12 protein-coding genes are annotated in these 13,351 nt (G+C 41.7%); 3 read left to right on the top strand and 9 right to left on the bottom strand.

All coding sequences use genetic code 11. The features are described from left to right. Window positions 1-74 precede the first annotated feature (74 nt). The 6 genes from ribD to MHB41_RS03590 all read right to left on the bottom strand — a co-directional run bounded on the left by ribD (window position 75) and on the right by MHB41_RS03590 (window position 7,004). Window positions 75-1,157, bottom strand: coding sequence for a bifunctional diaminohydroxyphosphoribosylaminopyrimidine deaminase/5-amino-6-(5-phosphoribosylamino)uracil reductase RibD (ribD, locus tag MHB41_RS03615; RefSeq protein WP_135032920.1), 1,083 nt, complete (start codon window positions 1,155-1,157; stop codon window positions 75-77). A 283-nt stretch (window positions 1,158-1,440) separates the two neighbouring features. Next, on the bottom strand, window positions 1,441-3,198 hold the full coding sequence (locus MHB41_RS03610) for a WD40 repeat domain-containing protein (RefSeq protein WP_176966827.1): 1,758 nt from the start codon (window positions 3,196-3,198) through the stop codon (window positions 1,441-1,443). Window positions 3,199-3,202: 4 nt separating this feature from the next. Continuing rightward, the gene (locus MHB41_RS03605) at window positions 3,203-4,006 is read right to left on the bottom strand and encodes an SUMF1/EgtB/PvdO family nonheme iron enzyme (protein ID WP_034282727.1); all 804 of its coding nucleotides are present in this window, start codon (window positions 4,004-4,006) and stop codon (window positions 3,203-3,205) included. Window positions 4,007-4,038: 32 nt separating this feature from the next. After that, window positions 4,039-4,764 (bottom strand): GTP cyclohydrolase II, encoded by a 726-nt coding sequence (locus MHB41_RS03600; protein WP_034282729.1) that lies wholly within the window; start codon window positions 4,762-4,764, stop codon window positions 4,039-4,041. Between the two features lie 281 nt (window positions 4,765-5,045). After that, window positions 5,046-5,702 carry a methyltransferase domain-containing protein gene (locus MHB41_RS03595; RefSeq protein ID WP_034282731.1) on the bottom strand — a complete coding sequence of 219 codons (657 nt, stop codon included), beginning with the start codon at window positions 5,700-5,702 and terminating at the stop codon, window positions 5,046-5,048. A 954-nt stretch (window positions 5,703-6,656) separates the two neighbouring features. Next, on the bottom strand, window positions 6,657-7,004 hold the full coding sequence (locus MHB41_RS03590; protein WP_034282732.1) for a general stress protein: 348 nt from the start codon (window positions 7,002-7,004) through the stop codon (window positions 6,657-6,659). A 221-nt stretch (window positions 7,005-7,225) separates the two neighbouring features. On the opposite strand from MHB41_RS03590, the gene MHB41_RS03585 reads away from it, so the two are divergent. Continuing rightward, complete coding sequence (locus MHB41_RS03585; protein WP_024426642.1) at window positions 7,226-7,603, top strand: YfmB family protein; 378 nt, start codon at window positions 7,226-7,228, stop codon at window positions 7,601-7,603. Between the two features lie 120 nt (window positions 7,604-7,723). Continuing rightward, window positions 7,724-8,728, top strand: a complete 1,005-nt coding sequence (locus MHB41_RS03580) for an NADP-dependent oxidoreductase (protein WP_024426643.1) — start codon at window positions 7,724-7,726, stop codon at window positions 8,726-8,728. 37 nt (window positions 8,729-8,765) lie between these two features. On the opposite strand, the gene MHB41_RS03575 is transcribed toward MHB41_RS03580, so the two are convergent. Then, a complete protein-coding gene (locus MHB41_RS03575; RefSeq protein WP_024426644.1) occupies window positions 8,766-9,908 on the bottom strand; it encodes a DEAD/DEAH box helicase in 1,143 nt (380 codons plus the stop codon). 152 nt (window positions 9,909-10,060) lie between these two features. On the opposite strand from MHB41_RS03575, the gene MHB41_RS03570 reads away from it, so the two are divergent. Further along, window positions 10,061-11,614 (top strand): ABC-F family ATP-binding cassette domain-containing protein, encoded by a 1,554-nt coding sequence (locus MHB41_RS03570; protein ID WP_024426645.1) that lies wholly within the window; start codon window positions 10,061-10,063, stop codon window positions 11,612-11,614. A 47-nt stretch (window positions 11,615-11,661) separates the two neighbouring features. Here MHB41_RS03570 and MHB41_RS03565 read toward each other — a convergent pair whose 3' ends face one another. Beyond that, the gene (locus MHB41_RS03565; protein WP_144496707.1) at window positions 11,662-12,852 is read right to left on the bottom strand and encodes an MFS transporter; all 1,191 of its coding nucleotides are present in this window, start codon (window positions 12,850-12,852) and stop codon (window positions 11,662-11,664) included. 56 nt (window positions 12,853-12,908) lie between these two features. Continuing rightward, the gene (locus MHB41_RS03560) at window positions 12,909-13,334 is read right to left on the bottom strand and encodes a MerR family transcriptional regulator (protein ID WP_024424586.1); all 426 of its coding nucleotides are present in this window, start codon (window positions 13,332-13,334) and stop codon (window positions 12,909-12,911) included. Between the last annotated feature and the right edge of the window lie 17 nt (window positions 13,335-13,351).

The raw sequence follows: 13,351 nt of genomic DNA, 5'->3' as shown, positions 1-13,351 counted from the left end.
AAGGTGTATGTACACTTTTATTTTTTTAAAATAATCAAAAGACCTTGCACTTTATGCACAAGGTCCTTCTTTCATTAAAGTCTCATCGTCATTTTTAAATCTTTTCCTACCATACTATAATCCATATCTACCGGCCGGATGGCTTCTTTTAATGATTTCGTACCTTCTCCTTCAAAGAAAGTAGGTGCATCTTTCCCTCCAATTAATAATGGTGCCATATAAATAATGACTTCGTTCACAAGTGACGCTTCTAAAAAGGATGCGCTCACACTCCCTCCCGCCTCTACAAGCACCGACATCACAGAGCGCCTTTTCAGCATACGTAACACCGCATGAAGATCTGTCCGATTTTCTCCGCTTGTGACAAATACTTGATGTCCTTTTTGCACCAGTTGATGGTATTTTTTTTGATCATACTTGTTTGAGGTACAAATGATGGTTTCTGCCATATGATCATTTAAACATTTCGCATGAAGCGGAATCCTTAAGGTGGAATCTAAAATGACACGAATGGGCTGTGTCACGATTGAATCTTTTACAATAAGACCTGCATCATCTTGAATAATGGTTTCGACGCCTGTTATCACAGCATCTGCTTCTTGACGTAATTGCTGCACTTCATTCCTCGCTTCTGTCCCTGTAATCCATTTGCTTTCTTGATGAGCTGTTGCAATTTTCCCATCTAACGAAATGGCTGTTTTTAATATGACATAAGGAAGGTCTGATTGTATCGAATGAAAAAAAGGAAGATTTAAGCTGTCCGCTTCCCGCTTACATACCCCTTCTTCTACTTCTATCCCTGCCTGTTTCAACATCGTGACCCCTTTACCTGCTACAAGTGGATTTGGGTCCCCAGTGGCAATGACCACACGTTTCACCCCGCTCTTTATAATGGCTTCTGAGCAAGGGCCTGTTTTTCCATGATGCGAACAAGGTTCGAGCGTCACATACATATGAGCCCCCTTCGCCTTATCTCCTGCCATTTGCAGTGCATGAATTTCAGCATGCGGCTCGCCCGCCTTCATGTGAGCACCAATTCCAACGATCTCACCTTTTTTGACTACCACTGCCCCGACAAGCGGATTTGGCGAGGTTTGTCCTTTCATGGCCTTTGCGTTGGCAATCGCTAGCTTCATATAAAAAACATCGTCTTTCATGTAAGTCTCCTTTCCTCTCTTTCAAGGGAAAGAACTCCTTCAGGGAATGAAGGAGTTCTATTCTCATGTGCTATATTTTTTCCATCCGTTTCTTTTCAGATCGATCATAGTAAGGCAAGGAATAAAAAAGTTTATAAGATGCTCGTTGTTTACAAAAACAGCATTTGCGACATTCATATTTATTAATGAGGAGCACATGCGGACAATTGAGTACAGACAGACCTTTTTTCATATGTTCCTTGCAAACACTTATCATGAGAATCCCCCGCTTACATTCTTTTTCTTAATGAGAGATTACTTCTTTCGGAAATTGTTCAAATAAGCGTAGTACTTCGGTATGCGTCCCATCTTCTCGAACGTGATAAATCCCGCCGTCATATGAGCTTGCGTATACATCATTGCCTAATTGTCTGATGGCACTAATCCCATTTTGGGCAATTCTAATTGGGCCGGTGTTGACATCCAGCTCTGGATTCCACACAACGATATAGCCCCAATAATCACCGCTTACAATATAGCCTGAGTCTGTGACTGTGACCGATTTAATCGAATACTGGTGTTCGTTATGCTGGCCTAAAATTCTTCCTGTATGCAAATCAAACAATCTCACATTCTTGTCGCGGCTGACAATGGCGATACGGTCTCGTTTACTATCAATAAAGACATCATTTAACAGCTCTGTCGCACCAATGTACTCCGCTTTTAAGGACAAACTCTTTTTATCTAAAAGACAAATGGTTCCTTCAACTGCTGCTGTGATGATAAGATCTCCTTCTACCTTTAATGCTTTAACTGCACAATCGTGTGCTTTGGAACGGCCGATTTCCTTTAAGTGTTCTGTCGAAATGACATGTACATAACCGCCGTAAGTTCCAATATAAAATTGACGATCCTCCTCGTGGAAATACACGCTGTTGACCGGACCTGTGTTAAGATCAAACGAAACCATTTGCTGTAATGACTCATGAACAATATGCACCTGACTTGCATGGTCTCCCCACGCATAATAGCTTCCATCCCGTGCAACAGCTACTCCATTTGTTAAAACGCCCGTCGATTTGGCAATTTCAATCCCATTTTTTCTGAATTTTCCATCATCGGATGCGGTAATAATATCACCTGCATCAGTCAGCGCAATATCATTGATAGATGGTGTCGCCATTTCGATCTCATCTGATACGACTTTGCCCTTTTCGATCGACCATTCACAATATGTTTTTCCAAAGCTGGCTCCTAGTATTGACTTCTCATCCTCTGTCCAGACAAGTGAGCGCTCCCACTGATATTTATGAGGCAGCAGTGTATCGACTAAATCACCTGTTTCATAATTCCACAGCTTAATTAAATGGTCGTAGCCTGCTGTCAGCAAGTAATTGCCGCTTGGGGAAAAATTCACGCGCTTGACGCCCTGTAAATGGGCTTTAATGATTTTCTTCTCCTGTAAAGTACCCGCATCATAAATAATGACGGTGCCATCATCTCTGCCAAGTGCGAATACTTCTTTTTGATTGCTGCCGCTGATCGTATCGAGCTCATAATCAAACGGGCCGATTTCCCCTACAATTTCTCCGGTTTCATACAGCCATACAAGGACATATCCATCATCACCTGTTGTATAAGCTTTATCACCATGTATCCATACAGCTAATACATCTTTGCTATGGCCATGGAATTCTCTTAAAATAGCGCCCGTTTCGATATCCCAGACTAAGCATCTTCTATCTCTGGACACGGATACAAGCAAAGTATCCTGCTTCGCAAAAGCGACGGCTTCTACATCATCTGCATGACCAAACAACGTGCGGATTCGGGTATTTGTGCCTGTATCATACAATTGAATCGTATAGTCTGACGATGCACTCGCTAAATACTTTGCGTTTTCAGAAAGAGATATAGAATTAATGATATGCTCGTGACTGCCAATAAACGTTCCTTCTCCCGTCGCCCGGTTCCACTGATAAATACAGCGGTCATAGCCGCCAGTGTAAACAATTTGGTCGTGCTGAGTTGATAAAACAGATGTAATTGGTCCTCTATGCATGGTTTTACACTCCCACCTTTATATGTTGTTTTTGACGAGTCACTAAACGAAAACCAGTAAATCGAAAAACGGGATCTGGGTGCTTCCCGTGTCTTCTTGCGACTCTGCATAAATCTCCGCCTCTTGCGAAGGAGCCGCCCTTTAAAATGTAGTAATCATTTCCGAGTGTTTCCGTTAAATCATCGACGACCTCGATGCCGCCTTCATATACGTGATATTTGGTATTGACCCATTCCTCGACGTTGCCCCCCATATCATAAAGACCAAATAAGGATCGGCCCTTTTCGTAATGACGGACAGGCGTCGTTTTTTCAATATTTGATTCGTGCGTATTGCAGTAAGAAGGATCAAACTCATCTCCCCACGGGTATTGATTTCTCGTGTTTCCCCGGGCAGCATACTCCCATTCTTCTTCAGTAGGAATTGAAACATCAATCCCAAGTTTCCCGCTCAGCCACTGACAGAACGAGAAGGCTTCCTCAATGTCCATGCCCCAAGCTGGATGATCTTTTCCTCCGCCAAGCTCTTCGTTCGTTAAGCTCTCTGGGTATGTCTGGCCTGTTTCATCACAATAGCTTTGATACAATTCATTGCTGACGACCGTATCTGAGATAAAAAATTCGTTGATATACGGCTGATAGGATGGAAATTCTTTGTACAGCCATTTTTGAAATTTTTTCTCACGGCCGTAGGTTGGATTGAGCAGCTTGTCCTTCCAGAATTCTGCTGCCTTTTTCATATCTTCTTCATTACTTCCAATCGTTGCATAGCCGCTTGGGATTTGAATCCAATTGATATCAGGTTTCACGCTTTTCTCCCGCCTTCTTTCAATAAACTCGTCTATTGATTAATTAATTTCTTCTCATCGACCATATGCCCTGAGGCTGCTTTTGCCTTTAAATAGGCTTCATTGTAGAGAGAGGCTTCGACCGTATGATCAAACCGCAAAACAGGAAGACCGTAAGCTGCAATAGAATCGACTTTATCTGGATTGTTTGTTAGTAAATGCAATGGTTTCCCTTTGTTTAAATAGTGCAAAACAGCTGCTGCTTCCTCGTAATGCCGATCATCATCCCCGCAGCCGATCAGGCGGTTGGCTTCAAAAGTATCCAGCTGCATCTCCTGTAATTTATACGTCAACGCTTTTGCCATCAGCCCAATAGACCGACCTTCTTGATTGGCCATATACACAAGCATGCCTTTTCCGTAATCGGTGATTTTCTTCAGCGATAATGCAAGCTGTGGACCACAATCACATTTCAGTGACCCAAACACATCCCCTGTTTGGCAGACACTATGGATTCGCACAAGCGGCGGCCGTTCATTTTCAAAGTCGCCAAATAAGAGACAAGAGGAAAAGGTTTGCTGCGCGGTACTCATTTGGACAATAGATTCGATCGTTGGTTTTGTATCCCGTTCAACAGGCGCAAAGGCATACCACTTAAATGGCACTTCTTCATGTTGAATGGAAATTGGCAGATTCACAGGCCCCACGAGCAAATAGTGTTTTTCTTGAAAGGTAAAATGATGAATCATTGATTGTAATTCATCTACAAACTTGTTCATTTGTCTCCCCCCTATTCATCACTGCACCCAAATCGACTCCCATAGCGCAGTGATGGAGTGATGAATATGTGTACGCACTCCCTCAGCTTGTGTGCTCCCGCAGAAAGAAATGGATGTGCAGTGTCTCTCATCGCTTTAGACCTTGTCCTTTTCCAGTACAAAGGAGCAGAAATCTTGGTTCATATGCTTTATTTTCTGTCAGAGCAGCAAACGCCCTTGATTGATAGACGCTCTTTCTTCCCATGAACACCTCTGCTAGCTTTGAATCACTCACCTTTGTACTAGATTTTGACGGCAATGACATGATGCTGGCTGATTCCGGCCTTCGCTTGTAACGGTGATATGGATACAAGCTCAAGACCTGATGTACAAATTTTTTCGCCAAGCTGAGAATCTGAAAATGAAAAATGGAAACGGCCATCTTCTCCGATTAATCCTGTTTTCCACTGTTCTCCCCAGACAACAAGTGAAAAGACACCGCCTTCATGAAGTAAAGAAGAGACCTGTTTTAAATAACGTTCATGATCATCAGGATGTTGATGATGAAAGCAGCCATGATCTAAAATTAAATCAAACTGCATCCCGCGTCCCTGATCCATGGACCATGACATAAAATCTTGATGAACAAAATGGACAGGAACTGTTTCTCTTTTCTGTAACCCTTCCCACTCCTCATGCTCATACAGGTCGATACCGACATATCCGGAAAGCCCGCTTAAATGTTCTAGTGCACGGCCGTTGCCGCACCCGATATCCAGCACAGAAGCAAGTGCATTCTTTTCCCTTGAACGCCATGCCTTTAATGACATCACTGCTGCGTCTGTTAAGGATGGATCAGTAGACCACATATCTGTTCTTTGCTCATAATGCTCTTGGAATGCCATGCGCATCTTTTCTAAATAAAGCCCACTGTCTTCATGGTACAAAGCCTTTTTCATCATGAAACCTCCTTCAATTCACAATCTTCTTTTCGGGCAAAGGTGGTTTTCAAGCCAAAAACCTTATGTTAAAATGAAAGATGGATTTTTTAGGAAAATCTGTTTTTCTGAAAAAGGAGAGAAGCACCCCACATGTTCACTCTTCTTTTTCAGCATTCACCCTCATATGCAGCCGTTCGAGGGCCGCATCGCCTCAGCTTGTTCTCTCTTTTTTTCATATGAGTTCACCTCCTTTACCGTTCGATCAACTCACATTTCTTATTGAAACCGCTTTCTCTTTTTTATAAGGACTTAACGTCTTTTTCAATCTCTTACACTATGCTTTTAGTAGAAAGATCAATCTACTGTTTAGAATGGCGATCATTTTTTCTTCAAGTAAACGACGATTTGTTCTGTTCTAGTAGACATTTTTGTATCTAAGAGGCGCTTACGCCTTTGTTCTTGCCACCTCCTTTCACTAGATTATGCTTGGAATAAACCCGCCAGAAATTTAACAACTAATTCCATAATGACTGGATTAAGCCAAATATATTGTTTTTAGTTTATTTTGTCAACAAATTATTTCCTAAACATTAAAATGAATTTCTAATTGAAAATACAGGTATTTTTCGTGGTTTTTTGACCTTAAAACACTTATTTCTACACAAAAATACAACTTAAACCAATAGAACTAAGAAATTTATCTACTAAATTACACAAGTTTTTATTTAATTTTAAATCAAAATAGAAAGATACAATGATTATTTCCCGAATGGTTTTTTGTGATATTTCGACTATTTTTTTGATTCTCCATGATTTTCATTGGTATAACGGCATTTTCAATTAGAGAGTTTACTATTTATTCCATACTTCTGTATTTACTTATTATCGTAAAAAAGATATATGTCTCTCTTTCAGACATGGAAGCATGAAAAAAAGCCCCTTACAAAAGTAAGAGGCTTTTTCGGTTGGCGTTTACGCCCAGTTTTTCACTTTTTCATGATCTGTGACAAAGAGAAGGACTTTCCCTTCGTCTAAATGTTCTTCAAATGTCTCAGCTTCTTCTTTTGAGAAACCAATTTCATGAATTTTATTGCGGAGCTCATCACCCTTTTTACTAAAGATGTTTCCAACCGCATGTTTGAGTCCAACTTCTCTTGAGCCAATCGTATTGGCATCTGCATTATTTGCAATACGCTCTGTTCGATCATCGTCATGGGACAGAACATAAATGTCCTCTCTTGCAACACCGAGTGCCTTTAATTGCTCTACATCTTTTTGAAGTGTTTCATCATTTGAATACTCTCTTACAACAGGTTTCATTTTATATTCCTCCTTTAACGTCTTACGAATCTTTTACCCGTCACTTTTGACATTAAACCTTCCACGAGCACATCCAATTTTCTTGAAAGACGTACTATGTCTATCGACTTATTTTTGACAAAAATCCTGTAAAAATGACTAAATTTTCTGAATTATTATGTTCAATCCTGTTGATTTGTTGTACAATTCTTATACTGGAGGCTAGAAATGAGGGAGAGCTGATGTATTACTTTTCTGCGGAGCAGCAGTTTAATGCTTGGGTTGTCAGTGATTTGGTGAAACAGCTTTTTCAAAAGTGGAATCCTGAAGAAGCAAATACAAAGCCGCTTACATTGTTTGCCGAACAGCACTTTCACATCTCAATTGATTATCTCTTTTCCATCATTATTAACATTGGAGATATCGAGTCAATTGAACAAGATCCACAAGACATGTTGTCCTCATACTTGAATATCCTTTTTCCTTTTGTGACGCGCGATATGATGAAAGCCTCCATGCAAAATGCAAACGAATATTTGTTAAAAGAACGTGATGCGGATGTGTATCAGCTGTTTGGCTGTCTCCCGCCGCTTCTCTCTGTATCTTTTCAGAAAAAGTAGTCCCTTCGATGAGATGGCGGCTGCTTTTTTGTGTGTGTTTTGAAAAGACCGTATGTTTTGAACGAAAAGAAGCATCATGTTAATGTAAATCTAGGCTGTAAGTGAAAGGGAGGATTTGACATGAGTCAACAAAAGCAAATTCAATTAGCTAAACGTCCAAAAGGATTACCTACAAAAGATGTTTTTCATTTTGAAACAGTAGATATACCTGTACCGCAAGATGGAGAGGTCTTGATTCAAACGAAATATGTTTCTGTAGATCCTTATATGAGAGGACGAATGCAGGATACTAAATCCTATACACCTCCGTTCAAGCTAAATGAAGTGATTCAGGGCGGTGTCGTCGGAGAAGTCGTTGAGTCGAAATCGCCTCAATTTGAAAAGGGTGATTTTGTCCTTGGATTCCTTGGATGGCAAGAATATTCCACTGCCAAAGCTGAATCTCTGACTAAAATTGATCCGTCCATTGCGCCATTGTCCTATTATTTAGGCATTTTGGGCATGCCAGGGCAAACCGCTTACTTCGGCCTGCTTGCGATTGGCCAGCCAAAAGAAGGCGAGACGGTTGTCATCTCTGGAGCCGCAGGAGCTGTTGGTTCTGTTGTAGGACAAATCGCTAAGATCAAAGGCGCACACGTCGTTGGAATTGCCGGATCTGATGATAAACTCGCTTATTTAAAAGAATTGGGCTTTGATGAAACGATTAATTATAAAACAACAAATGATTTAGATGATGCCATTGCAAAAGCCTGTCCTAACGGCGTTGATGTGTACTTTGACAATGTAGGCGGCGAGATTTCAGATGCGGTGATGAATCATTTAAACCGTTTTGCACGTATTCCAGTGTGCGGCGCCATTTCTTCTTATAATATTAGCGCAAGCGAGGACATCGGGCCGCGTGTGCAAACAAAACTCATCAAAACAAGCGCATTGATGCAAGGCTTCATCGTTGGCAACTATTCAGATCGTTTTGGAGAGGCAGCGAAGGATCTCGCACAATGGGTAAAAGAAGACAAACTCACATATAAAGAAACAATCATAGAAGGCTTTGACAACATTCCTGACGCATTCCTTGGACTATTCAAAGGAGAAAATGTCGGAAAACAGCTTGTCAAAATTTCATAACAAAAAAGGACCCTGCCAATAATGGAGGGTCCTTTTCTTATGCCTGCTTGGGCGCAAGGTGCAGCTGGCCTTGCTTATACACAATTTCTTCAAGCGAAAGATTCAGCTTTTTCGCCATCTTTTTCAGCATTGATTGCTCTTGAGGTGTGACAAGGCTGATGACTGCGCCTTCTTTTCCTGCGCGCCCGGTTCTGCCTGAACGGTGGATGTAGCCCTCTTCATTTGGCATATCTGCATGAATCACATATGGCAGATCATCAATATCGATTCCTCTTGCTGCAATATCTGTTGCAAGGAGGAGCGGGAATTCACGCTGTTCAAATGATTTCAAGATCACAGCACGTTCAGCTTTTTTTGCTTCACTATGAAGGACACCAAGGTCGACATGATGGTACGCTAATTTCTCTGCATAAATGCTTAAGTTCGTAATGTCACGTACAAAAACGAGCGCCTGCATGTCCTCAAGCCGTGATAGCTTTTGCAGCAGTTTCACTTTGTCACGCTGATCACATAACAGATAATAGTGACCCACTTTCTGCGCTTCTTCCTCGCTTCTAGCAATTTTCAATACTTCTGGTTCAGATGTCATTTCTTTGATCAGCTGAACGGTTTCTTCTTTCAATGTTGCAGAAAAACAAAGGATTTGTCTTTCTTTTAATGTGGACTTAATGATTCCTTGGATCGTTTTCATATGCTCTGGCACAAGAAGCTGATCTGCTTCGTCTAATACAATCGTTTTGACTTCATGCATTTTCAGTTTCTTGATTTTGATTAATTCTTGTACTCGGCCCGGTGTCGCCACAACGATGTTCGGATGTTTCTTTAGTTTTTCTTGCTGCTTCTTGATGTTCGCTCCACCAATCAAGGAGACCGCTTTGATGTCTGATCCTTGTTTAAACTCTTGCACGACATCAAAGATTTGCATCACAAGCTCTCTTGAAGGTGCCAAGATTAAGACTTGCGGATGCTTAATATTGACATCAATTTTATTTAAAAGCGGCAGAACATACGCAAGTGTCTTCCCCGTTCCAGTTGGCGATTCTGCGATCACATCACGCTTCTCCGTAATCCACTCTGCTGTTTTTTCTTGTATAGCTGTTGGTTTTTCGAAGCCAGCCGCTTGAAAGTTTTCCTGAATAAATGGCTTTGCTTCTTTCAAAAATGCCCAATTTTCCGTCATGTCGATCTCCTTTATCCTCATTCAATCTATCCTTTAGTATCTCAAAATCAGCTTTGAAACGCAATTTTTCTTTTGATGCTTTTATCGAGCCGGACAGTTCGATATAATCATGAGAGGCACTAGCCGTTTTGAATCTATTTGAGGTGTAAAAAATGATATTATCTGTTAAAGATTTAAGTCATGGCTTTGGCGACAGAGCCATTTTCCACGAAGTGTCCTTCCGTTTATTAAAAGGCGAGCATGTCGGCTTAATCGGCGCCAACGGTGAAGGAAAGTCAACGTTTATGAATATTATTACTGGCAAGCTGGAGCCAGATGCAGGAAAAGTCGAATGGGCGAAAAATGTCCGTGTCGGCTACCTTGATCAGCATACCGTGCTAGAAAAAGGCAGAACGATCCGTGAAGTCCTTCAGGATGCATTCCATTATTTATTCTCCATGGAAGCCGCGATGAATGACATTTATGGCAAAATGGGTGAAGCCGATCCTGATGAGCTGGAAAAGCTGTTAGAGGAAGTTGGCGTCATTCAGGACGCACTGACAAACAATGATTTCTATATCATTGATTCTAAGGTCGAGGAGATTGCAAGAGGTCTTGGCTTAACGGATCTTGGACTGGACCGTGATGTGACGGAGCTCAGCGGCGGTCAGCGTACGAAGGTCCTGCTAGCGAAATTGCTGTTAGAGAAGCCAGAAATTCTCCTTCTCGATGAGCCGACCAACTATTTGGATGAGCAGCATATTGAGTGGCTGAAGCGTTATTTACAGGAATATGAAAATGCGTTTATCCTCATTTCACATGATATTCCGTTTTTAAACAGTGTTATTAACTTGATTTATCATGTTGAAAATCAAGAGCTCACGCGCTATGTTGGTGATTACGACCAATTTAAACAAGTGTACGAAGTCAAAAAGCAGCAGCTCGAAGCAGCCTATAAAAGACAGCAGCAGGAAGTGGCTGAACTAAAGGATTTTGTCGCAAGAAACAAAGCACGTGTCAGCACAAGAAATATGGCGATGTCCCGTCAAAAGAAATTGGATAAGATGGATATGATTGAACTGGCAGCAGAAAAGCCAAAACCAGAATTCCACTTTAAACCGGCACGTACGTCTGGGAAACTGATTTTTGAAACGAAAGATTTGGTCATTGGTTATGATGAACCGCTCTCCCGCCCATTGAATTTGAAAATGGAACGCGGGCAAAAAATTGCGCTGTACGGCGCTAACGGTATCGGAAAAACGACGCTGCTCCGAAGTCTTCTTGGGGAAATCACACCTATTTCTGGTGAGGTGGAACGTGGAGAATTCTTGCATATTGGCTACTTTGAGCAAGAAGTAAAAGAGCAAAACAGCAATACTTGTATTGAAGAAGTATGGAGCACCTTCCCTTCTTACACGCAATATGAAGTCAGAGCCGCTCTTGCAAAATGCGGATTAACAACAAAACATATTGAAAGCCGTGTGTCTGTATTAAGCGGAGGAGAAAAAGCAAAGGTCCGTCTTTGCAAGCTGATCAACGAAGAAACCAACTTACTTGTTCTCGATGAGCCGACAAACCATTTAGATGTCGATGCAAAAGAAGAACTAAAACGCGCCTTAAAAGAATATAAAGGCAGCGTCTTATTGATTTCTCACGAGCCTGAATTTTATCAAGATGTGGCAACTGAAACTTGGAATTGCGAATCTTGGACGACAAAAGTATTATAACGACAAAAAAGCCTTATATCTTTTGCAGATATAAGGCTTTTTTCTAATTAATGACCTGCTTGGATATTCACCAAATGCTTACGTCCAAGGAGCAGAATAATCATGCCTAGAAGAACAACACCAGCCCCGACATAGTAAGGTGTACTTGCTGTATAGGATTCAGCGAGAACTCCGGCAATCCAAGGAGCAATCGCGCCCCCAATAAACCGTACAGCACTGTAAGAGGATGAAGCAATTGAACGTTCAACCGGTGCTGATCCCATCACAGCTGTCGTGAGAACCGTATTGATCATACCGAGAATTCCCCCAGCAATGACAATTCCGCAGATCACGACCACAACATGAGACGTCCAAACCCCAATGCCGAATAAAATCACAGCAAACGAAGCAAACAAAACCACCAGCGAGGTCAATGTCCCAAGTTTACGATGAATGACCGGCGCGGAGAAGACGGAGGTCACAGCCAAAAATAGCCCCCAACCAAAAAAGACATAACCAAGTCCATGCTCATCAAGATGGAGCACAAATGGTGAATACGCTAAAAGCACAAAGAAACCAAAATTATATAAGAAAGCGGCAGATGCCATCGTTAAAAGCCCTTTATATTTTAACGCCCCGACAGCCTCAAATAATTTCACTTTTTTCTGCGGCTTTTGCATAGGTGGAAGCATAAAGGTAATCGCTAAAAGAGCGATAAGCATTAACACGGCAACGCCAAAGAAAGGCCCGCGCCAAGAAATTGTTCCAAGCTCACCGCCAAGCAGCGGTCCAACCGATATCCCAAGACCTAGTGCTGCCTCGTATAAAATAATGGCCTTCGCACTTCCTCCAACAGACACACCGACAATGACAGAGAGTGCAGTTGAAATAAATAAAGCATTCCCGATGCCCCATCCGCCTCTAAAGCCAATTAATTCATTAATCGTTGAAGAAGTACCTCCTAAAGCAGAAAAAACAATAATAAAAATGAGTCCTACTAATAACGTCCATTTCGCACCAATCCGGCTAGAAATAAAACCGGTAAAAAACATCACAAAGCCGGTCACAAGTAAGTAGCTTGTAAATAAAAGAGACACCTGGCTTGGAGATGCGTGTAATTGCGATGCAATGGCTGGCAGGATCGGGTCAACGAGTCCTATTCCCATAAACGAAATCACACATGCAAAGGCAACAGCCCAAACGGCTTTTGGCTGCCTAAGCAGACTTGTACGCTGTTTCAACACTTCTTCTTCCTTCATTCCATCAGAACCTTTCCTTCAAATGTTGACAAAATAAAATAAACACGCAGAGGTGTTTATTTTTGTAATTGCTCAATTGCATGAGCCGCTCTTTCTTTCATCGCTTCAAGATCCTTTTTAAAGGATTGAATGGTTTCAAGCTTTTTTGAAATCAATTGATGCTGCACAGTCAGCTGCGCCTCAATATCTAACAGCTTCTCTAATCGTTCCTTCGGATCAAGCGACAGCAAGTAGCCTTCTTTATTCAGCTCTAGCTGCTTTCCGATTTCCATAAACGATTGAAGCTCCTGTAAAGAAAAGCCGAGTACCTCTTTTGCCTGCATCACTTTCTCTAGCTCTTCCATGTCGTCCTCTGAGTAAAGTCTGACTCCGCCCTCTGTCCGCTTTGGTGCTGATAATAAACCAATCTCTTCATAGAAACGAATCGTCCGTTTTGTCAGTCCGCTTCTTTTCGCCACTTGATCAATTTTCATCCATTCCATCACCAGTGCCTCCTGCT

This window comes from Bacillus sp. FSL H7-0578 (assembly GCF_038630855.1).
GTDB lineage: Bacteria > Bacillota > Bacilli > Bacillales > Bacillaceae > Bacillus > Bacillus safensis.
Note: the sequence above shows the minus strand (reverse complement) of the source record. Positions and strands in the feature narration are given on the sequence as shown.